The 25390-nt window shown below is 70.8% G+C and carries 20 protein-coding genes and 1 tRNA gene; 18 read left to right on the top strand and 3 right to left on the bottom strand.

Annotated elements, in window-relative coordinates:
* The first annotated feature begins 13 nt into the window (after positions 1-13).
* The 4 genes from trpB (at position 14) to KUA19_RS19895 (ending at position 4658) form a co-directional block, all read left to right on the top strand.
* Positions 14-1231, top strand: a complete 1218-nt coding sequence (gene trpB / locus KUA19_RS19910; RefSeq protein ID WP_217397638.1) for a tryptophan synthase subunit beta — start codon at positions 14-16, stop codon at positions 1229-1231.
* Positions 1228-2007, top strand: a complete 780-nt coding sequence (gene trpA, locus KUA19_RS19905) for a tryptophan synthase subunit alpha (RefSeq protein ID WP_217397636.1) — start codon at positions 1228-1230, stop codon at positions 2005-2007. The genes trpB and trpA overlap by 4 nt, the downstream gene beginning before the upstream one ends.
* A gap of 301 nt (positions 2008-2308) precedes the next feature.
* Positions 2309-3391, top strand: coding sequence for a prolipoprotein diacylglyceryl transferase (gene lgt, locus KUA19_RS19900; protein ID WP_217397634.1), 1083 nt, complete (start codon positions 2309-2311; stop codon positions 3389-3391).
* Between the two features lie 67 nt (positions 3392-3458).
* Positions 3459-4658 (top strand): FAD-dependent oxidoreductase, encoded by a 1200-nt coding sequence (locus KUA19_RS19895; protein ID WP_217397632.1) that lies wholly within the window; start codon positions 3459-3461, stop codon positions 4656-4658.
* 75 nt (positions 4659-4733) lie between these two features.
* Here the strand turns inward: KUA19_RS19895 and KUA19_RS19890 are convergent, their stop codons facing one another.
* On the bottom strand, positions 4734-5585 hold the full coding sequence (locus tag KUA19_RS19890) for a mechanosensitive ion channel family protein (protein WP_308167530.1): 852 nt from the start codon (positions 5583-5585) through the stop codon (positions 4734-4736).
* Between the two features lie 542 nt (positions 5586-6127).
* On the opposite strand from KUA19_RS19890, the gene gltB reads away from it, so the two are divergent.
* The 6 genes from gltB (at position 6128) to KUA19_RS19860 (ending at position 16269) form a co-directional block, all read left to right on the top strand.
* On the top strand, positions 6128-10705 hold the full coding sequence (gene gltB, locus KUA19_RS19885) for a glutamate synthase large subunit (protein WP_217397630.1): 4578 nt from the start codon (positions 6128-6130) through the stop codon (positions 10703-10705).
* Positions 10698-12191 carry a glutamate synthase subunit beta gene (locus KUA19_RS19880; RefSeq protein WP_217397628.1) on the top strand — a complete coding sequence of 498 codons (1494 nt, stop codon included), beginning with the start codon at positions 10698-10700 and terminating at the stop codon, positions 12189-12191. Before gltB ends, KUA19_RS19880 begins: the two co-directional genes overlap by 8 nt.
* A 232-nt stretch (positions 12192-12423) precedes the next feature.
* Positions 12424-13317, top strand: coding sequence for an LLM class flavin-dependent oxidoreductase (locus tag KUA19_RS19875; protein ID WP_217397626.1), 894 nt, complete (start codon positions 12424-12426; stop codon positions 13315-13317).
* A gap of 55 nt (positions 13318-13372) precedes the next feature.
* Positions 13373-14806, top strand: a complete 1434-nt coding sequence (gene pyk, locus KUA19_RS19870; protein ID WP_217397624.1) for a pyruvate kinase — start codon at positions 13373-13375, stop codon at positions 14804-14806.
* Positions 14807-14840: 34 nt separating this feature from the next.
* On the top strand, positions 14841-15719 hold the full coding sequence (locus KUA19_RS19865; protein WP_217397622.1) for an acyl-CoA thioesterase: 879 nt from the start codon (positions 14841-14843) through the stop codon (positions 15717-15719).
* 115 nt (positions 15720-15834) lie between these two features.
* Positions 15835-16269, top strand: a complete 435-nt coding sequence (locus tag KUA19_RS19860) for an RrF2 family transcriptional regulator (protein WP_217397620.1) — start codon at positions 15835-15837, stop codon at positions 16267-16269.
* Between the two features lie 187 nt (positions 16270-16456).
* Here KUA19_RS19860 and KUA19_RS19855 read toward each other — a convergent pair whose 3' ends face one another.
* Positions 16457-17041: a transcriptional regulator gene (locus KUA19_RS19855; RefSeq protein ID WP_308167529.1), complete on the bottom strand. Its 585-nt coding sequence runs from the start codon at positions 17039-17041 to the stop codon at positions 16457-16459.
* 220 nt (positions 17042-17261) lie between these two features.
* Positions 17262-17335, bottom strand: a tRNA-Leu gene (locus tag KUA19_RS19850).
* Positions 17336-17430: 95 nt separating this feature from the next.
* Here KUA19_RS19850 and KUA19_RS19845 point away from each other — a divergent pair.
* The 8 genes from KUA19_RS19845 to KUA19_RS19810 all read left to right on the top strand — a co-directional run bounded on the left by KUA19_RS19845 (position 17431) and on the right by KUA19_RS19810 (position 25387).
* Positions 17431-18045 (top strand): ANTAR domain-containing response regulator, encoded by a 615-nt coding sequence (locus KUA19_RS19845; protein ID WP_217397616.1) that lies wholly within the window; start codon positions 17431-17433, stop codon positions 18043-18045.
* Positions 18046-18077: 32 nt separating this feature from the next.
* Entirely contained in the window at positions 18078-19343 is a 1266-nt protein-coding gene (locus KUA19_RS19840) for a hypothetical protein (RefSeq protein ID WP_217397614.1), read from the top strand.
* Positions 19344-19541: 198 nt separating this feature from the next.
* Positions 19542-20705, top strand: coding sequence for a branched-chain amino acid ABC transporter substrate-binding protein (locus KUA19_RS19835; RefSeq protein WP_217397612.1), 1164 nt, complete (start codon positions 19542-19544; stop codon positions 20703-20705).
* A gap of 105 nt (positions 20706-20810) precedes the next feature.
* Complete coding sequence (locus tag KUA19_RS19830) at positions 20811-21761, top strand: branched-chain amino acid ABC transporter permease (RefSeq protein WP_217397610.1); 951 nt, start codon at positions 20811-20813, stop codon at positions 21759-21761.
* Positions 21758-22921, top strand: coding sequence for a branched-chain amino acid ABC transporter permease (locus tag KUA19_RS19825; protein WP_217397608.1), 1164 nt, complete (start codon positions 21758-21760; stop codon positions 22919-22921). The genes KUA19_RS19830 and KUA19_RS19825 overlap by 4 nt, the downstream gene beginning before the upstream one ends.
* On the top strand, positions 22914-23693 hold the full coding sequence (locus KUA19_RS19820) for an ABC transporter ATP-binding protein (protein ID WP_217397607.1): 780 nt from the start codon (positions 22914-22916) through the stop codon (positions 23691-23693). Before KUA19_RS19825 ends, KUA19_RS19820 begins: the two co-directional genes overlap by 8 nt.
* On the top strand, positions 23683-24393 hold the full coding sequence (locus tag KUA19_RS19815; protein WP_217397606.1) for an ABC transporter ATP-binding protein: 711 nt from the start codon (positions 23683-23685) through the stop codon (positions 24391-24393). The genes KUA19_RS19820 and KUA19_RS19815 overlap by 11 nt, the downstream gene beginning before the upstream one ends.
* A gap of 118 nt (positions 24394-24511) precedes the next feature.
* Complete coding sequence (locus KUA19_RS19810) at positions 24512-25387, top strand: ABC transporter substrate-binding protein (RefSeq protein ID WP_372451814.1); 876 nt, start codon at positions 24512-24514, stop codon at positions 25385-25387.
* Positions 25388-25390: the final 3 nt, after the last annotated feature.

Below are 25390 nucleotides of genomic sequence, written 5' to 3'. Positions count from 1 at the left end.
CGAGGAGGGGCGCATGTTGCCCGACGAGAAGGGCCACTTCGGCCCGTACGGCGGCCGCTTCGTGCCGGAGGCGCTGATCGCGGCGCTGGACGAGCTGGACGCGCACTACCGCAAGGCCATGGCAGACCCCGAGTTCACCGGCGAATTCGAGCGGATGCTGCGCGAGTACGCGGGCACCCCGTCGCTGCTGTACGACGCCACCCGGCTGTCGGAGCGCGTCGGTGGCGCCCGCATCCTGCTCAAGCGCGAGGACCTCAACCACACCGGCGCGCACAAGGTCCGCAACGTGCTCGGCCAGGCGCTGCTGACCAAGCGCATGGGCAAGCCCCGGGTGATCGCCGAGACCGGCGCGGGCCAGCACGGCGTGGCCAGCGCCACCGCCGCGGCGTACCTGGACCTCGAGTGCGTGGTCTACATGGGCGAGGTCGACACCAAGCGCCAGGCGCTGAACGTGGCCCGGATGAAGATGCTCGGCGCGACGGTCATTCCGGTGACGGTCGGCTCGCGCACGCTCAAGGACGCCATCAACGAGGCGCTGCGCGACTGGGTCACCAACGTCGACAGCACCCACTACCTGCTGGGCACCGCGGCGGGCCCGCACCCGTTCCCGGCCATGGTGCGCGACTTCGTGCGGGGCATCGGCGTGGAGGCCCGCGAGCAGTGCCTGGCGCTGACCGGTGCGCTGCCCGACGCGGTCGCCGCGGCGGTGGGTGGCGGCTCCAACGCCATCGGCGTGTTCCACGCGTTCGTGCCGGACGCCGACGTGCGCCTGTACGGCTTCGAGGCCGGCGGCGACGGGGTGGAGACCGGCCGCCACGCGGCCAGCATCACCGGCGGCAGCCACGGCGTGCTGCACGGTGCCCGCACCTTCCTGCTGCAGGACGACGACGGCCAGACCATCGAGTCGCACTCGATCTCGGCGGGCCTGGACTACCCGGCGGTCGGCCCGGAGCACGCCTGGCTGCACCAGCAGGGCCGGGCCCGGTACTCCCCGGTGACCGACGCCGAGGCGATGGACGCGTTCGCGCTGCTGTGCCGCACCGAGGGCATCATCCCGGCGATCGAGAGCGCGCACGCGCTGGCCGGGGCCATCAAGGTCATCCCGGCGCTGCGCGAGGAACTGGGCCACGAGCCGGTCGTCATCGTCAACCTGTCCGGGCGCGGCGACAAGGACATGCACACCGCGGGCGAGTACTTCGGGTTGTTCGGTTCGGGAGACGAGGTCCGATGAGCGTCAGCGTGGCGTACGAGAAGGCGCGGGCCGAGGGCCGGGCGGCCCTGGTCGGCTACCTGCCCGCCGGGTTCCCGACGGTGGCCGAGGGCATCGCCGCGGTCACCGCGATGATCGAGTCCGGGGTCGACGTGGTGGAGATCGGCCTGCCGTACTCCGACCCGGTCATGGACGGCCCGGTCATCCAGCGCGCCACGGAGACGGCCCTGGCCAACGGGGTGCGCACCCGCGACGTGCTCGCCACCGTGGCGGCCACCTCGGGCCTGGGCGTGCCGGTGCTGGTGATGACCTACTGGAACCCCGTCGAGCGGTACGGCGTGGACGCGTTCGCGCGTGACCTGGCCGCGGCCGGGGGCGCCGGTCTGATCACCCCGGATCTGATCCCGGACGAGGCTGACGAGTGGCTGGCCGCCTCCGACGCGCACCAGCTCGACCGGGTCTTCCTGGTCTCGCCCTCGTCGACCGACGAGCGGATCGCGATGACCGTGGGGCACTGCCGCGGCTTCGTGTACGCGACCGCGGTCATGGGCGTCACCGGTGCCCGCGACAACACCTCCAGCGCCGCCCCGACCCTGGTCGAGCGGATCAAGCGGGTGTCGGGCAGCCTGCCGGTCGGCGTGGGTCTCGGCGTACGCAACGGGGCTCAGGCGGCCGAGGTCGGCGCCTTCGCCGACGGCGTCATCGTCGGCAGCGCCCTGGTTTCGGCCCTGGCCGACGGCGGCCTCCCCGCCCTGCGCACCCTCACCGCCGCCCTGCGCACCGGCCTCTCCGCCTGACCGATCCCGCCCCTTTCACGTCGATCATGAACCTGTGGCACGGCTCGACGGCGTGTCGCCGCCACAGGTTCCTGATCGATCGGCCGCGGTACGCGCGGCGGACCCCGCCGGCCCGCAGTACAGCCATGCCTGCCTGAACTCCGCGTCCCGGAAGGGCCACCGTCGGTGACCCCTTCACGCTGGACATCGACGTGGTTCCCTGCCGTCCGCGGCACTCCGCGCACCGGCACGCCTGGGTCGATCAGGAAGTTGTGGCAGTGACACGCCGTTCAGCCGTGCCATAAGTTCATGATCGACTTAAATGTCGGGGCGGGCGGGGGTGTGGGGGAAGGGGGTCGGGGCGGTATCGTTCGTGCCCGTGAACCTCGCCTCCATCCCGTCGCCGTCTACCGCGGTCTGGCACCTCGGACCGGTCCCGCTGCGCGCGTACGCCCTGTGCATCATCGCCGGCATCATCCTCGCGTGCTACGTCACCGACCGCCGCATGCGCAGCCGCGGCGCCCCGCCGTGGGCCGTGCTCGACGTCGCGGTGTGGGCGGTGCCGTTCGGCATCGTCGGCGCCCGGATCTACCACGTGCTCACCTCGCCCGACGCCTACTTCGGCGCCGAGGGCAACCTGGTCAAGGCCCTCTACATCTGGGAGGGCGGCCTCGGCATCTGGGGCGGCGTCGCCGGTGGCGCGGTCGGCGCGTGGCTGGCCTGCCGCCAGCTCGGCATCAGGTTCACCTTCGTGGCCGACTGCATCGCGGTCGGGTTGCCGCTGGCGCAGGCCGTGGGCCGGCTGGGCAACTGGTTCAACAACGAGCTCTTCGGCGGCAAGACCGACCTGCCCTGGGGCCTGCAGGTGCACGTGATGTCGGACGAGACCCCGGGCCGGGCGCTGACCGGGCCGGATGGTGAGCCGGTGCTGCTGCCGGGCCTCTACCACCCGACGTTCCTGTACGAGCTGCTGTGGAACCTCGGCGTCGCGGGCGCCGTATACGCGCTGGACCGCAAGTTCAAGTTCGGCAAGGGCCGCGCCTTCGCGCTGTACGTCATGCTCTACACGCTGGGCCGCGGCTGGATCGAGGCGATGCGCACCGACGCGGCCACCATGATCGGTGGCATGCGCCTCAACGTCTGGACCTCGATCATCGTGTTCCTGGCCGCGGCCGCCTACTTCTTCCTGGTCAAGGGTGCGCAGGAGTTCCTGATCCCGGCGATCGACGCCGAGGGCAACCCGGCCAAGGGCTTCCAGTCGGTGACCCAGGCGCAGTACGAGGCCTTCCAGGCCAACGGCACCCGCCCCGAGGACACCGTGGTGACCCCGGCCAAGCCGGCCGAGTCCGACCACGCGACCGACGACGAGGCCGAGCACAAGAGCAGCACGTCGACGCGCGAATGACGGCAGCGGCGCGGCTCGCGGGGGCGGGCCGCGCCGGAAACGGCGGATGGGCAGGGGGCTGGGTCTGATGCGCAGCGCGGTGGTGGTCGGAGCGGGTGTCGGTGGACTGGCCACCGCCGGTGCGCTGGCGCGTACCGGCTGGCGGGTGACCCTGTTGGAGCGCGGCGACCGGCTGCGCGCCGACCCGGCCGCCCTGCTGCTGTGGCCCAACGCCGTGGCCGCGCTGCGGTCGCTGGGCCTGGGCGGGGGCCTGGACGCGATCGCCACCCCGGTGCCCGCGGGCGGTCTGCGCCGCGCCGACGGCCAGTGGCTGGCCCAGCCCGCGCCGCAGGGCGCGGCCGCGCCGGTGGTGGTACACGCCGAGGACCTGCACGACACGTTCATCGCCGGGCTGGGCGACCACATCGAGATCCGTACCGGCGTCACGGTGCGCACCGTGCAGGCGCGGCCGGGCGAGCGGCCCGCGATCGGCGACGGCCGGATGACCTGGGAAGCCGACCTGGTCGTCGCGGCCGACGGCGCCGACAGCGCACTGCGCTCGCGGCTGGCGCCCCAGTCCATCGCGGTCAGCTCGGGCTACGCCGCCTGGCGCGCGGTCATTCCCTGGTATCGCGCCCCGAAGCTGCCCGACGACCTGGTCCTGGCGGGGGAGACGCTGGGCGGTGGCTACCGCTTCCTGGCCGCCTCGCTCGGCCAGCGAGGTAGCTCGGGCGCCTCCACTCGCGGCGGCATCTACTGGACCGCCACCGTGGCGGGCGCGGCCCGGCCGGAGTCCAAGGCCACCCAGCTCACCCTGCTCAAGCGCTGGTTCGCGGGCTGGCACGCGCCGATCTCGGACCTGCTGGCGGCCACCGAGCCCGACGACCTGGTCCAGCAGGACGGCCGCCAGCTGCGGCCGCTGCCCTCGGAGCTGGCGTTCCCGTGCGGGCCGGGTGGGTTCGTGCTGCTCGGAGACGCCGCGCACGCGATGCCGCATCACCTGACCCAGGGCGCGGGCCTGGCGCTGGAGGACGCGGCGACGCTGAAGGCAATGGTGCTGTCGGCGATCCCGGGGCCGGGGCTGAACGCGGCGCTGGCCGCGTACTCGGCGGCGCGGCGGCCGCGGGCGGCGCAGGTCGGCAAGCAGACCCAGCGGGTGGGTGCGGTGCTGGCCCCGCGCGGCACGCTGGTGACGCGCGCCCGCGATCGCGCCTTCGGCGCGTTGGCACCCCGCGTCCTGGACAAGGCGGCCGAGGCGGCCGCCCAGTGGCAGCCCCCGGCCGCCTGAGGCGCACCCGGTCAAGAAGGGCACCCTCTGCCGCGAAAGCGAGGAGAAGGTGCCCTTCCTCGCGGGTTGCCGGGGTCAGCGGTCCTGGCCGGGCTTGAGTTCTGAGCTCAGCCGCTCGGCGGCCTCCTGGGACAGTGAGCGGGCGTCCGACGGGGTCTTGACGTCGGTCGGCGCGGTCCCCGCGTACGGCGGCTGGATCATGCCGCCGTCGCCGGCGGGCTTGGCGCCGGAGACCACCGCTGCCTGCTGCTCGGCCGCGCGGGCCTTCAGGTGGGCCGACACGCGGCCGCCCTCCACCTCGACCTTGTCGAGCATGCGCTCCCAGCGGGCCCGCATCGGCTGGATGAGGCCGCCGCCGAGGCCGACGATCAGGATGCCGGAGATGGTGCCGAGGATGGCCCACAGGATCGGCGCGGTGAGCACGGTGGCGACGCCGATCTGGTTGAGCGCGGCGATGGCGCCAAACACGATGATGGCGACCTGGGCGATACGGCCCAGCATCCGGCCGTACGAGAAGTGCGAGAGCGCGTTGGTGATCACGTCGAAGACCGCGTTGGCGATCGCGACCGCGACCACCACGATCACGCAGGCGACGATCAGGCGCGGCAGCCACGCGATGACCGTGTCGATCAGGTCGCTGATCGGGTTGGGCCCGAACACGCTGAACGCGATCTGGAACGTGAACAGCAGCAGGGCGTAGTAGACCAGCTTGCCCACCAGCCCGCTGGCGGTGTACTTGCCCGTCCAGCGGTCGAAGCGGGTGCGCTGGGCCAGGTGGTTGAACTTGGCCTTGGCCAGGCCCTTGTCGACGAGCGATCCGATGATCTTCGAGATGATCCAGCCGACGATCAGGATCGCGGCGCAGGCGATGGCCTTGAGCGCTATGTACGACAGCACACTGAGTGTGTTCTGCAGGGTCGGATTCACGTGCTCCCACCTTCCGCCAGGGCGGAGCCGGCGGCGGTCGGCCGGCGTCGGCGGCCGAGGTCGGACCCCGCGTGCAGTGGCCCGGTACGGGCCCTCAGCCGCAGACTAGGGCTGTTTGAGCCTGCTATCGGCAGAAATGTCGAAACTGGTCCCGCCGCAGGTCGGCACCGTTTGTTAACGCGGCCGATGTCGATGTCATCTGACTGAAACTCGTTCGCAATGCGTACGGACACCCTGCTGGCTGCCTGCGCCGCGCCACCCCGGTGAACACAGACTGGGAAGTAGCATCCCAGCATTCGGACGTGTGATCAATCTGTGTCTGGTGGACACCCCTGCCGGTTAACGTAGACTCAACACTCACAGACTCGTCCCCATACTCGTGCACGGCACGAGGGAGTCCGTGCACCGCCGAACAAGCGAACATCGCACCGCAGCGAACAATCGCACTGCAGTTCTGCGACAGGGCCGACGTCGTCCCGCTCGGAAGAGGCATCGCTCGCCTCCGCTACCGAAGTTCTTTCCCCGTGACGACAGGAGGCCCGGTGGCATCGCCGTACCCGCACCCCCTGCAGCCCCTCAGCGCGGCTCCCGCCGCCGTCGGCCTCTACGACCCCGCTTTCGAGCACGACTCCTGCGGTGTCGCGTTCGTGGCCGACGTGCACGGCCGCCCCAGCCACGACGTGGTCGCCAAGGGCCTGGGCGCCCTGTGTCGGCTCGACCACCGCGGCGCCCGGGGTGCCGAGACCACGACCGGCGACGGCGCCGGCATCCTGCTGCAGGTGCCGGACGCGTTCCTGCGCGAGGTGGTCGACTTCCCGCTGCCACCGGCCGGGCAGTACGCCACCGGTCTGGTGTTCCTGCCGACCAACGGTGCCGACGAGGCCCGCGCGCTGACCGTGCTGGAGAAGTACGCCCTGGTCGAAGGGGCGCAGATCCTCGGCTGGCGCGACGTGCCCGTCGAGGCCGAGGGCCTGGGCGCCACCGCCGAGCAGGCCCGCCCGCGCATCCGCCAGGTGTTCCTGGCCGCGCACAGCATCGCCGCGCACCGCTACGGCGAGCCGCTGACCGGCCTGGAGCTGGAGCGGGTGGCGTACTGCGTGCGCAAGCAGACCGAGCGGGAGACCCGCGAGCGTGGCGTGCCGGTGTACTTCCCGTCGCTGTCGGCGCGGACCATGGTCTACAAGGGCATGCTCACGCCCGACCAGCTCGCCTCGTTCTTCCCGGACCTGTCCGACGAGCGCGTGGTCAGCGCGATCGCCCTGGTGCACTCGCGCTTCTCGACCAACACGTTCCCGAGCTGGCCGCTCGCCCACCCGTACCGGTTCATCGCGCACAACGGTGAGATCAACACGATCCGGGGCAACCGCAACTGGATGCAGGCCCGCGAGGCGCTGCTGGCCAGCCCGCTGCTGCCGGGCAACCTGCGCCGCCTGTTCCCGATCTGCACCGCCGACGGCTCCGACTCGGCCAACTTCGACGAGGTGCTGGAGCTGCTGCACCTGGCCGGGCGCAGCCTGCCGCACGCGGTGCTGATGATGATCCCGGAGGCCTGGGAGAACGACGCCGTGATGGACCCGGCGAAGAAGGCGTTCTACCAGTTCCACGCCAGCCTGATGGAGCCGTGGGACGGCCCGGCCAGCGTCGCGTTCTCCGACGGCACCATCGTCGGCGCGGTGCTGGACCGCAACGGCCTGCGCCCCGGCCGCTGGTGGCGCACCGCCGACGGCCTGGTCGTGCTGGGCAGCGAGGCGGGCATGCTCGACCTCGACCCGGCCACCGTCGTGGCCAAGGGCCGCCTGGAGCCCGGGAAGATGTTCCTGGTCGACACGGCCGCCGGGCGCGTCATCTCCGACGACGAGATCAAGGGCGAGCTGGCCGCGGCCGCGCCGTACGGCGAGTGGCTGCACAGCGGGCTGATGCACCTGGAGGGCCTGCCCGAGCGCGAGCACATCGTCTACACCCACGACTCGGTGCAGCGGCGCCAGCAGACCTTCGGCTACACCGAGGAGGAGCTGAAGATCCTGCTCGCGCCGATGGCGCGGGCCGGGGCCGAGCCGCTGGGTTCGATGGGCACCGACACCCCGATCTCGCCGCTGTCCAAGCGCCCGCGGCTGCTCTACGACTACTTCCACCAGATCTTCGCGCAGGTCACCAACCCGCCGCTGGACGCCATCCGCGAGGAGATGGTGACCAGCCTGTCGCTGACCATCGGCCCGGAGGGCAACCTGCTGGACCCGGGCGCGGGCAGCTGCCGCCAGCTCGTGCTGCCGTACCCGATCATCGACAACGACGAGCTCGCCAAGATCCTGTCGATCGACGAGGACGGCGACCTGCCCGGCTTCAAGGCGGTGCGGGTCTCCGGCCTGTACCCGCTGCGCGACGGCCACGCGGGCCTGCGCGCCCGGCTCACCGAGATCTGCCGCCACGTGTCCGAGGCGATCGAGGACGGCGTGCGCATCCTGGTGCTGTCGGACCGCGACTCCACCGCCGACCTGGCCCCGATCCCGTCGCTGCTGCTCACCGCCGCGGTGCACCAGCACCTGGTGCGCGAGCAGACCCGCACCCAGGTGGCGCTGGTCGTCGAGTCCGGCGACTGCCGCGAGGTGCACCACGCCGCGGTGCTGATCGGCTACGGCGCCGCAGCGATCAACCCGTACCTGGCGTTCGAGGGCGTCGAGGACCTGATCGCCACCGGCATGCTGCCGGGCATCGCGCCGGAGAAGGCGATCCGCAACGTGGTCAAGGCGCTCGGCAAGGGCGTCCAGAAGATCATGTCGAAGATGGGCATCAGCACCGTGTCGTCGTACTGCGGCGCGCAGGTCTTCGAGGCCGTGGGCCTCAGCTCAGGGCTGATCAAGCGGTACTTCACCGGCACCCCGAGCCGCATCGAGGGCGTCGGATTGGCCGAGATCCACGCCGAGGTCGCCGCCCGGCACGCGGTGGCGTACCCGACCAACCCGGCCGAGCAGTCGCACCGCCGCCTGGAGGTCGGCGGGGAGTGGCAGTGGCGCCGCGAGGGCGAGGTGCACCTGTTCAACCCGGAGACGGTGTTCCTGCTCCAGCACGCGACCCGCTCCGGCCAGGCCGAGGTCTTCCAGCGCTACACCGACACCGTCGACGGGCTGGCGGCCGAGGCGGGCTCGCTGCGCGGACTGTTCGCGTTCAAGGACGCCACCCCGATCCCGATCGAGGAGGTCGAGCCGGTCACGGAGATCGTGAAGCGGTTCGCGACCGGCGCGATGTCGTACGGCTCGATCTCGGCCGAGGCGCACGAGACCCTGGCCATCGCCATGAACCGGATCGGCGGCAAGTCCAACACCGGCGAGGGCGGCGAGGACGTCGAGCGCCTCTACGACCCGCTGCGCCGCTCCGCGGTCAAGCAGGTCGCCTCGGGCCGCTTCGGCGTGACCACCGAGTACCTGGTGCACGCCGACGACATCCAGATCAAGATGGCGCAGGGCGCCAAGCCCGGCGAGGGCGGCCAGCTGCCCGGCAACAAGGTGTGGCCGTGGATCGCCAAGACCCGGCACGCCACGCCGGGCGTCGGCCTGATCTCGCCGCCGCCGCACCACGACATCTACTCGATCGAGGACCTGGCGCAGCTGGTGTTCGACGTCAAGTGCGTCAACCCGGGCGCCCGGGTGCACGTCAAGCTGGTCAGCGAGGTCGGCGTCGGCACGGTCGCGGCGGGTGTCGCCAAGCTCAAGGCCGACGTCATCCTGATCTCCGGCCACGACGGCGGCACCGGCGCGTCCCCGCTGAACTCGCTCAAGCACGCGGGCACCCCATGGGAGCTCGGGCTGGCCGAGACGCAGCAGACGCTGCTGCTCAACGGCCTGCGCGACCGGGTCACCGTGCAGGTCGACGGCCAGCTGAAGACCGGCCGTGACGTGGTCGTGGCGGCGCTGCTGGGCGCCGAGGAGTTCGGCTTCGCCACCGCGCCGCTGATCGTCGCGGGCTGCGTCATGATGCGCGTGTGCCACCTGGACACCTGTCCGGTCGGCATCGCCACCCAGAACCCGGTGCTGCGCGAGCGGTTCACCGGCAAGCCGGAGTTCGTGGAGAACTTCTTCTGGTTCCTGGCCGAGCAGGTGCGTCAGTACCTGGCCCAGCTGGGCCTGCGCAGCATCGACGAGGCCGTCGGCCGCGCCGACCTGCTCGACCTGGCCCCGGCCACCGACCACTGGAAGGCGCACGGGCTGGACCTGTCGCCGGTGCTCGCGGTGCCGACCTCGCCGTACGGCGACGCGCCCCGCAAGGTGCGCGAGCAGGACCACGGGCTGGACGCCGCACTGGACAACCAGCTGATCCGCGACGCCGAGGCGGCGCTGGTCGGCGGGCTGCCGGTGCGGATCGAGGCGGCGGTGCGCAACGAGCACCGCAGCGTCGGCGCCATGCTCGGCGGCGAGGTCGTGCGCCGTGCCGGTGGCGCGGGCCTGCCCGCGGGCACCATCGACGTGACCCTGCACGGCACCGCGGGCCAGTCGTTCGGCGCGTTCGTGCCCTCGGGCGTGACGCTGCGCCTGTTCGGCGACGCCAATGACTACGTCGGCAAGGGCCTGTCCGGCGGGGTGCTGGTCATCCGCCCCGACGAGCGCAGCCCGTTCACCGCCGAGGAGCAGATCATCGCGGGCAACACGCTGCTGTACGGCGCGACCTCCGGCGAGGCGTTCCTGCGCGGCCGTGCCGGGCAGCGGTTCGCCGTCCGGAACTCGGGCGCGACCGCCGTCGTCGAGGGCATCGGCGACCACGGTTGCGAGTACATGACCGGCGGCACCGTGGTGGTGCTCGGCCCGACCGGCCGCAACTTCGCCGCGGGCATGTCCGGCGGGGCCGCGTTCCTGCTCGACCTGGACCCGCTGCTGGTCAACCGGGAACTGGTCGACCTGGGCCCGATCTCCGACGTGGACGCCGAGGCCCTGTACGAGCTGGTCGAGCGGCACCACGCCGAGACCGGCTCGGCGGTGGCCGAGAAGCTGCTGGCCGACTGGGCGGGCAGCGTCGAGCGCTTCACCGCCGTCATCCCGCGCGACTACAAGCGCGTGATCGAAGCAATGCGTGCCGCCGAGGCTGCCGGCCGTGACGTCAACGCCGCGGTCATGGAGGTGGCACGTGCCTGACCCCAATGGTTTCCTGCGCTTCGGCCGGCGGATGCCGTCCCGGCGCCCGGTCCCGGTGCGGATCATGGACTGGCGCGAGGTGTACCCCTCCGCCGACGACGAGCTGATCCGCGAGCAGGCGGGCCGCTGCATGGACTGCGGCGTCCCGTTCTGCCACGAGGGCTGCCCGCTGGGCAACCGCATCCCGGACTGGAACGACCTGGTCCGCACGGGGAGCTGGAACGCCGCGATCCAGTCCTTGCACAGCACCAACAACTTCCCGGAGTTCACCGGGCGGCTGTGCCCGGCCCCGTGCGAGGCGTCCTGCGTGCTCGCCATCGGCGACACTGAGCCACTGGCCGCCTCCGGCGGCGCGGTCACGATCAAGCAGGTCGAAGTCGAGATCATCAACCGGGCGTACGCCAACGGCAAGGTCAAGCCCCAGCCCGCGGTGACCCCGTCGGGCAAGACGGTGGCCGTGGTCGGCTCCGGCCCCGCCGGACTGGCCGCCGCCCAGCAGCTGGCCCGCGCCGGACACGACGTCACCGTGTACGAGCGCGACGACGCCATCGGCGGCCTGCTGCGCTATGGCATCCCCGACTTCAAGCTGGAGAAGCACCACATCGACGCCCGCGTCGAGCAGCTCACCGCCGAAGGAGTGCGCTTCCGCACCGGCGTCAACGTCGGCGTCGACGTCTCCGCCGCGCAGCTGCGCGCCGAACACGACGCGGTGCTGCTGGCCACCGGCGCCCTGGCCGGACGGAACACCGACTCGCCCGGCCGCGACCTGGCCGGGATCCATCTGGCCATGGAGCACCTCGTGCAGGCCAACGTCGAGGTGGCGGGCGGCCCGGCCGCGACGCTCACCGCGGCGGGCAAGCACGTGATCATCATCGGCGGCGGCGACACCGGCGCGGACTGCCTCGGCGTCGCGCACCGGCAGGGCGCCGCCTCGGTGACCCAGCTCGACCGGTACCCCCAGCCGCCCGACGCCCGCGACGCCGAGCGCGACCCGTGGCCCACCTGGCCCTGGATCCTGCGCAACTACGCCGCCCACGAGGAGGGCGGCGACCGGGTGTTCGCGGTCGCCGTGCAGCGGTTCGTCGGCGACGACTCCGGTCACGTCAAGGCGATCGTGCTGGTGGACGTGGTGGTCGAGCGGATCGAAGGGCGCGGCGTCGTGACCGAGCTGCCCGGCACCGAGCGGGAGATCCCGGCCGACCTGGTGCTGCTGGCGATCGGCTTCGAGGGCACCGACGCGCTGCCCGCGCTGGAGCAGCTGGGGCTGGCCCGCAGCCGCCGCGGCACGGTCGAGTGCGGCCCGGACTGGCAGACCGGGGCCGACGGGGTCTTCGTCGCCGGTGACGCGCACAAGGGCGCTTCGCTGATCGTGTGGGCCATCGCGGAGGGTCGCTCGGCGGCCGCGGCGATCCACTCGTACCTCGGCGGCGCGGGCAGCCTCCCGGCCCCCGTCCGCCCCGCCTCCCGCCCCCTCGCCACCGTCTGACCTGCTGGTAAGGAAGGGCACCTTCTTATCGCTTTACGGGGCGTGAAGAAGGTGCCCTTCTTCACGCCCCGGGCAGGGCGCCGCAGGTCGGTGATCCTTCAAGTTGCCGGGCAGTCGGGCGAATCATGGACGTGTTTTCGCCCGATTGCCCGGCAACTTGAGTGATCTTGGCGGGTGTGGTGTGACGGTGCTGACGGGGTGGTGGGGTGGGTGGGCTGTTAGCGTCGAGACGGTGCGAGTCAGTGCTCTGATCCTGCCCATTTACCCCTGGCGCGAGGGCCGCCACATCTGGCGCGAAGCCGAGGACCTGGGGTTCCACGCGGCGTACACGTACGACCACCTGTCCTGGCGGGACTTCCGCTTCGGGCCGTGGTTCGGCGCCGTACCCACGCTGACCGCCGCCGCGGCCGCGACCGAGCGGCTGCGCCTGGGCACCATGGTCACCTCGCCGAACTTCCGGCACCCGGTCACCCTGGCCAAGGACCTGATCGCCCTCGACGACGTCTCCGACGGGCGGATCACCGCCGGCATCGGTGCGGGCGGCGTCGGCTTCGACGCCACTGCGCTCGGCCAGGAGCCCTGGTCCACCGCCGAGCGCACCGAGCGATTCGAGGAGTTCGTGCCGCTGCTGGACCGGCTGCTCACCGACCCGGTCACGACGCACCACGGCAAGCACTACAGCGCGTACGAGGCCAGGATGGTGCCAGGATGTGTGCAGCGCCCGAGGCTGCCGCTGGCCGTCGCCGCCACCGGGCCGCGCGGCCTGGCCCTGGCCGCCGCCCACGGGCAGGCCTGGATCACCACCGGCCCGGCTCGCAAGGGGGACGAGACCGACCCCGCCCAGATCCCCGGCATCATCGCGGGACAGCTCGCGGCGTTGGACCGGGCGTGCGCCGGGATCGGCCGCGACAGCGCCGAGCTGTCCAAGATCTTGCTCACGGGGTTCACTCAGGAAGCACCTTTGGAGTCGGTCGGGGCATTCACCGACTTCGCCGCGCGGTACGCCGAAATGGGCTTCGACGAGATCGTCGTGCACCGTCCCGTGCCCGGGACCTGCTTCGATGCCGGAAATGGCGTCTGGGGTGAACTGCCCGCCGCGGTGAGCGCCATAGCCGGAAATTGTTGAGACAGTGTTGCCCCGTTGCAACGTAAGTCACATCGGAGGACTAGGCTTGCCGGTCGTGACACGCCGCGCAAAGATCGTCTGCACTCTCGGTCCGGCCACCTGGTCTTCCGAGCGCCTTCGGGGGCTCGTCGAGGCCGGCATGGACGTCGCCCGCATGAACTTCAGCCACGGTTCCCACACCGACCACGAGCAGGCCTACCTGCGCGTGCGTGAGGTGGCGGCGGCGACCGGCAAGGCTGTGGCGACGCTGGCCGACCTCCAGGGTCCGAAGATCAGACTTGGCAAGTTCGCGGACGGCGCCGTCGAATGGCGTACAGGTGACAGTGTTGTCATCACCAGCGACGACATCCTCGGCACCGCCGACCGCGTCTCCTGTACCTACCGCAAGCTCCCGGCCGAGGTCAAGGTCGGGGACCGCCTGCTCATCGACGACGGCAAGGTCGCCGTCGAGGTGACCGCGGTCAACGGGCCCGACATCCGCTGCCTCGTCGTCGAGGGCGGACCGGTCTCCAACCACAAGGGCGTCTCGCTACCGAACGTCGCCGTCTCGGTGCCCGCGATGTCCGAGAAGGACGCCGAGGACCTGCGCTTCGCGCTCGCGCTCGGTGTCGACCTGATCGCGCTGTCGTTCGTGCGCTCGCCCGAGGACATCAAGCTCGTCCACGCGATCATGCACGAGGTCGGCGTGGTCCGGCCCGTCATCGCGAAGATCGAGAAGCCCGAGGCGGTCGACAACCTCGAGGCGATCACGGACGCGTTCGACGGCCTCATGGTCGCCCGCGGCGACCTCGGCGTCGAGCTGCCGCTCGACCAGGTCCCGCTGGTCCAGAAGCGCGCCGTCCAGCTCGGCCGGGAGTACGCCAAGCCGGTCATCGTGGCCACGCAGATGCTCGACTCCATGATCGAGAACTCGCGCCCGACCCGCGCCGAGGCCTCCGACGTCGCCAACGCCGTCCTCGACGGCGCCGACGCGGTCATGCTCTCCGGCGAGACCAGCGTGGGCAAGTACCCGGTGCTGACCGTCTCCACCATGGCGAAGATCATCACCACCACCGAGGCGGGCCAGATCACCGTGCCGCGCCTGCAGCACGACCCCCGCACCCGCGGTGGCGCGCTCACCGTGGCCGCGTCCCAGATCGCCCGCGCCGTCGGCGCCAAGGCCCTGGTCGCGTTCACCGTCTCCGGCGACACCGTGCACCGGCTCGCCCGGCTGCACTGCGAACTGCCCCTGCTGGCCTTCACCCCGCAGCGGGAGACGCGCGACCAGCTCGCGCTCTCCTGGGGCGTGGAGACCTTCCTGATGCCGTTCGTGCACCACACCGACGACATGTTCCGCCAGGTCGACGAGCAGCTGCTCAGCCTGGGCCGGGGCAACGTCGGCGACTACGTGGTGGTCGTGGCGGGCAGCCCGCCCGGCACCCCCGGCTCGACCAACACCCTGCGCGTGCACCAGCTCGGCTCCCTGGCCGTGCCGAACAAGAGCGCGTGAACGAGCCCAGCGAGCTCACCCTAAGCTCAGTGCCATGACTGAGCCCTTGACCGGCCAGGCGGCTGTCGACAGCCTGGTCGAGCTGCTGGATCTGGCCCCGGTGGACGAACTCGTCTTCCGGGGCCAGAACCCGCCCGTCGGCCCGCCCCGCATCTACGGCGGCCAGGTCGCCGCGCAGGCGCTCACCGCGGCCGGGCGCACCGTCGACCCGTCCCGCACCGTCCACTCCCTGCACGGATACTTCGTCCGCGCCGGGGACATGACCGAACCCGTCGACTACCACGTCGAACGCATCCGCGACGGGCGCTCCTTCTCGGTCCGACGCTCCGTCGCCCGGCAGCGCGGCAAAGAGATCTTCGTGATGTCGGCCTCCTTCCAGGTACGCGAAGAGGGACTCGACCACCACGAACCAGCCCCCGTCGACGTCCCCGGACCCGACGACGTGCCCACCATGACCGACCGGCTCGCGCCATACCCCGAACGCCTGGGTGTCTGGAAGCTCATCCCGCGCCCCATGGATGTGCGCTACCTCGGCGAACCCGGCTGGGTCCGCCCCGGCACCCGCGAAGCCGACCCCAGGCAGCGTGTCTGGATGCGGCTGGACGGCAAACTGCCCGACGACCCGCTGCTGCACGCCTGCGCGCTCACCTACATGTCCGACCTGACCCTGCTCGACGCGGTGCTGTCCGTGCACGGCGAGGTGTGGGGCCCCGGCGGCGTCATCGGCGCCAGCCTCGACCACGCCCTGTGGTTCCACCGGCCCTTCCGTGCCGACGAGTGGTTCCTGTACGACTGCGCCAGCCCGTCCGCCTCCGGCTCGCGCGGCCTGGCCACCGGCCGCATGTTCACCCGCGACGGCCGCCACATCGCCACCGCGGTCCAGGAGGGGCTGCTCCGCCGCGTCGGTGCCTGAGCGCGGTGGAGATCATCGGTGCGGTTGTTAACCGGAAACGTCGAGCGACGAGGGGTGGGGCAGACAGCACGACGACGCGGTGGGGGAAGTGATCTTTTTGAGCGATAATCGCGTCATGCGACTTTCCGCCCGCGTCGACTACGCGCTGCGCGCCGTCATCGAGCTCGCGACCAGCGGCGGCGCGCCGATAACCGCCGAGCGCATCGCCCGCGCGCAGGAGATCCCGCCCAAGTTCTGCGAGAGCATCCTGCTCCAGCTGCGGCGCGGCGGCATCGTCTTCGCCCAGCGCGGACCCGAGGGCGGATACTGGCTGGCCAGGACCGCCGAGCAGATCACCCTCGTCGACGTCATCGAGGTCATCGACGGTCCGCTGGGGTCGCCGCGGGCGCTCGGCGGCGACGCCCCGCTCGGCGCGGCCGCCGCGCTGACGCAGGTCTGGACCGCGGTGGCGGAGTCCGAGCGGCACATCCTGACCCAGGTCACCATCGCCCACGTCGTCTCCGGCTCGCTGCCGGATGCGGTGACCCGGTTCAATCCCGCCATCGTCTGAGCCCGCGAAGCCCCGGGGTTCATCCGGGCATCCCGGCGTCCGCCGGCGCTAAATCCCCATTAAATCGGTGGGAAACCTCCGACGGATCCAGGTCGGTGGCTGGGTTCCTAGGATGGCGTACGGAGCGTGGACGGGATCTCCGCGTACGAGAGGCGCGGAGTCTGGGTTTGCGTACGGTACGCGGGAGTCAGGCTTTCGGGCCGACATGGCGGTCCAACCGGGCGACGGCGTCTCGGCGGGCGACCGAGAGGCTGTTGCGGCGGTTCAGGCGCCAGGCGATGCCGAGCCGGTCCAGCGCCTGGCCACAGAGGGTGAGGATGTCGACCGACTCGTTGGCGAACAGGTAGCGGGGGTACAGGTAGACCCGGCCCGCCTTGACGATCCGGTTGGTGGTGCGACAGCCGTCGGAGTGGAACAGGCCGCGTACGAACGCGCCCGGATGGGCCGCGACGATCTCCTCCTGCCAGGGCTCCAACACGATCGGCCGCTCGTGCTTACGCCCCGGCCCCGACTGCGGAAACAGGCATGGCCAGTGCTTGGCCATGCTCTGGAGCACCGTGCAGCCGGCCGCGTGCACCCGGCTGACACTGCGAGCCAGCACCGCCAGCACCGCCAGCATCGCCTGCTCGCACTCGTCCATGATCGCCGGATAGACGTCGGCACACGAAATCTTGAGCACCGGTACCCTCGCGGACCGGACCGGGTAACCGTCGCCGAGATACATGCCGAGCAGGTACGCATAGCCAGCCGGTTCGTCCGGCGGTTCGGGCACCCGACGGCACCTTGAACAGCGTCGCGCCTGCGGGTCGTCGTCGGAGGGCATCGGCTTGCGGCACCAGTCCCAGGTGGTTCGGTACCGCAGTCCCAGTCTGCGAGACACCTGGGCCACGGTCAGCCCGGACTGATGCAGACGCTGGGCTGCTCGTCGTGCTTCCAGGGGGTGCATCCAGCCACTGTGCTGGCCGGGTACGACAGGACCATCGGGTATGAAGTGCCCCCGGTCGGATTCGAACCGACACTGTCGGAGGTTTGAGCTCCGTCTCTCTACCGATTGGAGTACGGGGACTACTGAGGCACGCTTAGCGTACCTACTAGGCTGACACACGTGACACCCGGATACGGGGTGTCGGAGGCGTACGTGGTGTGGGGGTTGTGGTTCCGGTGACCGAGGTGCAGGCAAGTTCCGCGCGCAAGCGGGTGCTGATCGCGGAGGACGAGGCGCTGATCCGGCTCGACCTTGCCGAAATGCTCGGCGAGGAGGGCTACGACGTGGTCGGCGAGGCGGGTGACGGGGAGACCGCCGTGAGGCTGGCCGAGGAGCTGCGGCCCGATCTGTGCATCCTCGACATCAAGATGCCGATCATGGATGGCCTGGCCGCCGCGGAGAAGATCGCGGGCGCCAGGATCGCCCCCGTGATCATCCTGACCGCGTTCAGCCAGCGTGACCTGGTGGAGCGGGCGCGTGCCGCCGGTGCCATGGCCTACCTGGTGAAGCCGTTCCAGCAGAGCGACCTGGTCCCCGCGATCGAGATCGCGCTGTCCCGTTTCGCCGAGGTGGCGGCCCTGGAGGCCGAGGTCGCCGGGCTCAACGACCGGCTGGAGACCCGCAAGGCGGTCGAGCGGGCCAAGGGCGCCCTGATGACGCAGTACGGCATGAACGAGCCGCAGGCGTTCAAGTGGATTCAGCGCACCGCGATGGACCACCGCCTGACGATGCGCGAGGTCGCCGAGCGGATCATCGTCGAGGCGGCCGACGCGGCGGCGTCGGAGGAGTAGCCACAATGGACCGCTGCTCCTAGAATCGCCGGATGCGCACTGGTCACGGCGTTTCCACGGGCCGCGGTTCCATCGACGAATATTGCGGGCCTGTTGGTCTGCCCGGCCGGGGCGGACTCGCCCGGGGCACGGTGGCGGCCGTGCTGGCGGTCCTGCTGACAGGGGCGGCGATGGCGGGGTGTACGGCCGGTCCGGCTGCACCCGGGCCGTCACCGCAGCCGTCCGCGCTCAGCGTGTCCTGGCAGCCGGTGTCGCTGCCGGTGCCGCAGGGCAAGCCGGGCCGCCTGGTGCTGCGCGACGCGACGGTCTGCGCCGGGCGTTGGGTGCTGGTTGGGGCGGTGGCCGACGAGGACGGCGGCACCCGGCCCGCGGCCTGGACCGCGCCGGACGGCCGGGCCTGGCAGCCGCTGGTGCTGCGTCCGAAGACGTTCTACGGCGAGCAGGACGTGCTCTACTCCGTCGGCTGCGCCGGTGACCGGGTGGCCGTGCTGGGCGCCAAGAGCGGCGGCGCGCACGGCAACCCACGGGTGAGCAGCTGGTACAGCGCCGCGGACGGTTCGCTGGTCGAGGTGACGGCCTACTTCGAGCTGTACGGCGGCAACGACGCGGTGAACGTGGCCCGGGTCCGGGGCGGGCAGCGCGGGTTCGCGATCGCGGGTAACCGCAAGGCCGGGGCGGCGGTGTGGCTGTCGCCCGACGCGACCGAGTTCAGCCTGCTGGAGGGCGCGCCCGAGCTGGCCTCCGACGACCGGGGTCGCACGGTCGCCAACGACGTGGCGGCGACCGACGGCGGATGGCTGGAGGTCGGTGCGCTGGCGCCGTCGGGACGGATCGACCGCGACCCGTTGGCGTGGACGTCGGCCGACGGCCGTGCGTGGCAGCGAGTACCCGCCCCGGCGACGCAGGCGTACGAGGAGTTCCAGCGGGTGACCGTGGCGGGCGGGGTGCCGGTCGCGGTGGGCCTGCGCGGTGCCGTGTTCGGCGCGTGGCGCCTGGTCGACGGTGCCTGGCAGGACGCGGGCGGGTTCGACCGAACGGACGGTCCGACGGCCTGGGTGGCGTCGGTGGCGGCGGCCGGGCCGGGGGTGCTGGCGGCGGTGTCGGACGCGGTGGACTACCGGTTGTGGCTGTCGCCGGAGCCGGGCCGGTGGGTTCCGGTGGGGCTGCCGGCGGCGCTGACGGCCAAGGGCGACGCGGCGGCGGGGGTGGCCGCGGCGGGGGGCCGGGCGGTGCTGCTGGCCGATGACGGGACCGCCGGGCGGGTGTGGCTGGCCGACCTGCCCGAACGGGTCGGCTGATGGCCCGCCACCTGGGCGGGTGACCTCGCAGGGCTGGTCAAGTAACGGTTGGGTCAACCCTTCAGCGAGGTCTTACTACTTCGGCGCCGGTTGGGATAACGTCCCAGCCCAGATCGTGGTACACGGTCTGGTCCGGTGCTCGGTGGCCGCCAGGCGGCGGTGGACGACCCGGATCTCGGATGGAGGAGGGTTCCAGCCTTGAGGCAGCAACTCGCACGGGTGCTCGGGGGCGTCGCCATTCTGGCGCTCGTCGCCGGCGGCGCCGCGGCATGCAAGAAGGACGACGCCGGCACCCCCGGTGCCGGTTCGAAGGTGTGCGACCTGAAGCTCGGCTTCTTCGGCGCCCTGACGGGCGACGCGGCCGGTCTGGGCATTCACATGCGTAACGGTGTGAAGCTCGCGCTTGAGCAGTACAACAAGGACCACGCGGACTGCAAGGTCCTGCTCGAGGAGTACGACTCCCAGGGCGACCCGGCCAAGGCTCCGGCGCTGGCCACCAAGGCCGCCGGTGACACCAAGGTCGTCGGTATCGTCGGCCCGGCGTTCTCGGGCGAGACCGAGGCGAGCCTGGACACCTTCAAGGGTGCCGGTCTGCCGATGATCACCCCGTCCGCGACCCGTCCGAGCCTGAGCGACAAGGACTGGGGCGTCTTCCACCGTGGCGTGGGCAACGACCTGGCCCAGGGCCCGGCCGCCGGCCGCTACATCAAGGACGTGCTGAAGGCTGAGAAGACCTACGTCGTGGACGACCAGTCCGCGTACGGCGCCGGTCTGTCGGTCGAGGTCGTGAAGGTGCTCGGCGCCGTCGCCGGCCAGGACAAGGTCCAGGTCAAGCAGACCGACTTCGCCGCGACCGTGGCCAAGGTGAAGAGCAGCGGCGCCACCGCGCTGTTCTACGGCGGTTACTACACCGAGGCCGGCCTGCTGCTCAAGCAGCTGCGTGCCGCGGGCTGGACCGGCACCATGGTCGCCGGTGACGGCGTCAACGACGCCAACTTCGTCAAGGTCGCGGGCGACGCGGCTGCCGAGGGCACCATCCTGACCTGCCCCTGCGCCCCGGCCACCGCGGCCAAGGGCACGTTCGTGACCGACTACAAGGCGCTGAACAACGCCGAGCCGGGCACCTACGCCGACGTGTCGTACGACATCGCCAACATCTTCCTCGCGGGCATCAAGGCCGGTAAGACCACCCGTGCCGACCTGCTGGCCTTCATCGACGGCTACAACGCCGTCGGCTCGGCCACCGGTGTGACCTACAAGTTCGAGAAGAACGGCGAGCTCGACCCGACCCAGGTTCTGGTGTGGGCGTTCGAGGTCAAGGGCGGCGCTGTCGTTCCGAAGGTCGAGATCCCCAAGGGCTGACCTGATCGCATGATCAGTTCGCGCACCGCGGATTCGTGATCTGTCGTGGCCGGGAGCAGCTGGCTCCCGGCCACGACCCTTAGGCCCTCTCACCAGGAGCACCACGTGGATTTCTCCGAGCTGTTCCAGAATTTCTCGGAACTGACGGTCACGGGGCTGACCATGGGCGCCATCTACGCACTCGTCGCCCTCGGCTACACCCTCGTTTACGGCGTACTGCGCCTCATCAACTTCGCCCACTCCGAGGTCTTCATGGTCGGCACCTTCGCCGCCATGTTCACCTGGCAGGCAATGGGGTTCGACCAGAACCACAGCCCCGCGGGCATCCTGCTCAGCAGCGGCGTGCTCATCGTGGGCCTGATCGCCGCGGTCGCGGCCTCGTCGGGCACCGCGGTGCTGGTCGAGCTCGCCGCCTACCGCCCGCTGCGGCGGCGGAACGCCCCACCCCTGGCGTTCCTCATCAGTGCCATCGGCGCCTCTTACGTGATCATGGAGATCGTCGGCATCTACACCGACCGTGCTCCGTACGGCATGCCGGAGACGGTGTCGAACAAGGTCCTGTTCCACGTCCTGGGCGCTGACATCACGGCGGTGCAGATCGTCATCGTCGTGGGCGCGCTGCTCATGATGTTCGGCCTGGACCGGTTCATCAACAAGACCCGGATGGGCCGGGGTGTGCGCGCGGTGGCGCAGGATCCGGATGCGGCCGCGCTGATGGGCGTGAACAAGAACCGCATCATCGGCCTGGTGTTCCTGCTCGGCGGTGTGATGGCCGGGGCCGCGGCCGTGTTCTGGAACATCCGGTACGGCTACACCAAGTTCAACGTGGGCTTCCTGCTGGGCATCAAGGCGTTCACCGCGGCGGTGCTGGGCGGTATCGGCAACCTGCGCGGTGCGCTGCTGGGCGGCCTGCTGCTCGGTGTGGTGGAGAACTACGCCTCGGCGCTGTTCGGCTCGAACTTCCGCGATCTGGTGGCGTTCATCGCGCTGATCGCGCTGCTGATGTTCCGGCCGACCGGCATCCTGGGTGAGTCGCTGGGGAGGGCACGCGCATGAGCGGCAACGGAAACGGGGTCACCCCGACCAACGGCAAGTCCCAGCCGAGGGGCTTCTCGGCCCGGCTGCGGGCGCTGCCGGCGTGGCAGCGGTGGCTGGCCATCCTCGCCCTGGTGGCGTTCTTCTACCTGATGCCGCTGGGCTGGTTCGCCGACCCGTCGAGCTTCTACAACCCGCTGGTGACGCAGAGTTCGGACTTCGGCACGGTGCTGTTCGACTCGTCCATCTACGTGCTGCTGGCCGTGGGCCTGAACGTGGTGGTCGGTTTCGCGGGCCTGCTGGACCTGGGCTACTTCGGCTTCTTCGCGGTCGGCGCGTACACGATGGCGCTGTTCACCTCGCCGGCCAGCAAGCTGATCACCGAATACCACTGGTTCGACAGCCCCTGGCCGTGGCTGCTGGTGCTGCCGCTGGCGGTGCTGGTGACGCTGTGCACGGGTGTGCTGCTGGGCTGGCCGACGCTGCGGCTGCGCGGTGACTACCTGGCGATCGTGACGCTCGGCTTCGCCGAGATGATCCGCGTGATCGCGATGCAGTCGGAGTGGGTGATGAACGGTGACCGGGGCATCTCGGGCATCCCGCACCCGCCGGGCGAGCTGAACGGCGAGCCGATCTTCGGCTTCGTCGACCCCAAGCCGTACTACTGGCTGGTCCTGACCGTGATCATTATCGTGGTCCTGGGGGTCCGGAACCTGCAGAACAGCCGGGTCGGCCGGGCCTGGGTCGCCATCCGCGAGGATGAGGACGCGGCGGAGCTGATGGGCGTGCCGACGTTCAAGTTCAAGATGTGGGCGTTCGCGATCGGTGCCTCGATCGGCGGCCTGTCCGGCGCGCTGTGGGCTAGCAAGGTCAACTTCATGAACTCCACCACGTTCGGCCTGGAGAACTCGATCCTGGTGCTGGCCGCGGTGATCCTGGGCGGCGCGGGCAGCATCCCGGGCTCCATCCTGGGCGGCTTCCTGGTCTGGTACGTGCCGGAGTGGATCCGGGGCCTGGGCCAGCTTGCGGGCCTGGACATCAAGACGACCGAGTACCGCTACCTGGTCTTCGGCTTGGTGCTGATCGTCATGATGATCTTCCGGCCGCAGGGCATCTGGCCCAACCGGAAGCGCGAGGCCGAGTTCAAGGACAGGCAGAAGGAGGTGGCCGTCGGTGAGTGAGCGCAAGCCACTGCTGGAGGTCGACAACGTCACGCTCCGCTTCGGCGGCGTGGTGGCGCTGGACAAGGTCGACTTCACCCTGTACGAGGGGGAGATCCTCGGCCTGATCGGCCCGAACGGCGCCGGCAAGACCACCTGCTTCAACGCCATGACCGGCGTGTACCTGCCGACCGAGGGTGACATCCGGTTCCAGGGCAAGCGGGTCCCGGGCCAGAAGCGCAACCGGATCACGAAGATGGGCATCGCCCGCACCTTCCAGAACATCCGGCTCTTCCCGGAGATGACGGCGCTGGAGAACGTGCTGGTCGGCGCGGACGCGCACCACCAGGCCAGCGTGCCCGGCGCGCTGCTGCGGCTGCCCCGCTTCTGGCGGGAGGAGCGCAACGGCGTCGCGCGGGCGCACCAGCTGCTGGAGTTCGTCGGCATCACCGGCCGCGCCGGCGACCTGGCCCGCAACCTGCCCTACGGCGACCAGCGGCGGCTGGAGATCGCCCGAGCGCTGGCCACCAACCCGACCCTGCTGTGCCTGGACGAGCCGGCCGCCGGCTTCAACCCGGCGGAGAAGGTGGCGCTGCTGGAGCTGATCCGCAAGATCCGCGACACGGGTGTGACGGTGCTGCTCATCGAGCACGACATGCGCCTGGTCATGGAGGTCACCGACCGGATCGTGGTGCTGGAGTTCGGCAGGAAGATCGCCGAGGGCACCCCGGCCGAGGTGCGGGACAACCCGAAGGTGATCGCGGCTTACCTGGGGGTCCCCGATGCTGCTTGAGATCGACAACATCACCCTGCTGTACGGGCGGATCCAGGCGCTGCACGGGATCAGCCTGCACGTCAACGAGGGTGAGATCGTGGCCCTGATCGGCGCCAACGGCGCCGGCAAGTCCACCACGATGCGGGCCGTCTCCGGCCTGCGCCCGATCGCGTCCGGCGCGATCCGCTTCAACGGCGAGGACATCTCCAAGCTGCGCGCCGACCTGCGCGTGGTGCGGGGCATCTGCCAGTCGCCGGAGGGCCGGGGCGTGTTCCCGGGCATGACGGTCAAGGAGAACCTGGAGATGGGCGCGTACATGCGACGCGACGCCGCCGGGATCGCCGCCGACATGGAGCGGGTGTTCGGGCTGTTCCCCCGGTTGCTGGAGCGCATCAAGCAGCAGGGCGGCACGCTGTCCGGCGGTGAGCAGCAGATGCTCGCGGTGGGCCGGGCGCTGATGGGCCGGCCGAAGCTGCTGCTGCTCGACGAGCCGTCGATGGGTCTGGCGCCGATGCTGATCCAGCAGATCTTCAACATCATCACGGAGATCAACAAGCAGGGCACGACCGTGCTGGTGGTGGAGCAGAACGCGCAGCAGGCGCTGTCGCGGGCGCACCGGGCCTACGTCCTGGAGACGGGCACCATCGTCAAGGAGGGCAGCGGCGCGGACCTGCTGCACGACCCCGCGGTGAAGGCGGCCTACCTGGGCGTGGCCTGACGCTGACGACGACTGCGCGGAAGCGCCCCGGATTCGGGGCCGCTTCCGCGCAGTTGCGTTTACGGGGTCTCACTTTGCGTTACCGTGAATCTACATACGGTACGCAAAGGGGATGTACGTGCTCAAGAGACTGATTCCGGTCGGCGTGGCTGCCCTGACCCTCGGTTTGAGCGCCTGCGGCGGCGGGAGCGAGAGCCCGTCCGGAGCGACGCCGAGTATCTCGGCCGACGCCGCGCTGGCGGCGAAGGTGCCCGAGGCGGTCAAGTCCGACGGCAAGATCCTCGTGGGCACGGACGCGACCTACGCCCCGAACGAGTTCCTGGCCGAGGACGGCAAGACCGTGCAGGGCTTCGACATCGACCTGTTCCGGGCGGTGGCGGCCAAGCTCGGCCTGCAGACGGAGATCCAGCCGGCCACTTTCGGCGACATCATCCCGGGTGTCGGCTCCGGCAAGTACGAGGCCGGGGTCTCCTCGTTCACCATCAACCCGGACCGCGTCAAGCAGGCCCTGATGGTCAGCTACTACAACGCGGGCACCCAGTGGGCCGCCAAGAAGGGCAACCCGGCCGGGGTCGACCCGAACAACCCGTGCGGCAAGCGGATCGCCGTCCAGCGCGACACGGTGCAGGCCGAGGACATCGCCAAGAAGAGCGCGGCGTGCAAGGCCGCGGGCAAGCCCGAGATCACCATCGAGCCGTACCCGGGACAGGACCAGGTCGCGGCCGCGGTCGTCTCGGGCAAGGACGACGCGATGCTGGCCGACTCGCCGGTGGCGGCGTACGCGGTCAAGCAGTCCAACGGGCAGCTGGAACTCATCGGCGACATCTACGACGCCGCGCCCTACGGGTACGTGGTCCCCAAGGACCAGCAGCAGTTCGCCGAGGCGCTGCAGGGCGCCGTGGACGCGCTGATCAAGGACGGCACGTACCAGAAGATCCTGGACCAGTGGGGCGTCGCCGGCGGGGCGGTGCCGAGCTCGCAGATCAACCCGTAGTGC

This window comes from Catellatospora tritici (assembly GCF_019083965.1).
In the GTDB taxonomy this organism is placed as follows: Bacteria; Actinomycetota; Actinomycetes; order Mycobacteriales; family Micromonosporaceae; genus Catellatospora; species Catellatospora tritici.
The sequence above is the reverse complement of the archived record's forward strand: the minus strand, read 5'-3'. Positions and strand labels throughout refer to the sequence as shown.

Coding starts and splice junctions, on each gene's coding strand:
- KUA19_RS19865 (WP_217397622.1), top strand. CDS start 14,841: ATGACTGAGCCCTTGACCGGCCAGGCGGCTGTCGACAGCCTGGTCGAG.
- KUA19_RS19815 (WP_217397606.1), top strand. CDS start 23,683: ATGCTGCTTGAGATCGACAACATCACCCTGCTGTACGGGCGGATCCAG.
- trpB (WP_217397638.1), top strand. CDS start 14: ATGTTGCCCGACGAGAAGGGCCACTTCGGCCCGTACGGCGGCCGCTTC.
- KUA19_RS19840 (WP_217397614.1), top strand. CDS start 18,078: ATGCGCACTGGTCACGGCGTTTCCACGGGCCGCGGTTCCATCGACGAA.
- KUA19_RS19895 (WP_217397632.1), top strand. CDS start 3,459: ATGCGCAGCGCGGTGGTGGTCGGAGCGGGTGTCGGTGGACTGGCCACC.
- KUA19_RS19825 (WP_217397608.1), top strand. CDS start 21,758: ATGAGCGGCAACGGAAACGGGGTCACCCCGACCAACGGCAAGTCCCAG.
- KUA19_RS19860 (WP_217397620.1), top strand. CDS start 15,835: ATGCGACTTTCCGCCCGCGTCGACTACGCGCTGCGCGCCGTCATCGAG.
- trpA (WP_217397636.1), top strand. CDS start 1,228: ATGAGCGTCAGCGTGGCGTACGAGAAGGCGCGGGCCGAGGGCCGGGCG.
- lgt (WP_217397634.1), top strand. CDS start 2,309: ATGTCGGGGCGGGCGGGGGTGTGGGGGAAGGGGGTCGGGGCGGTATCG.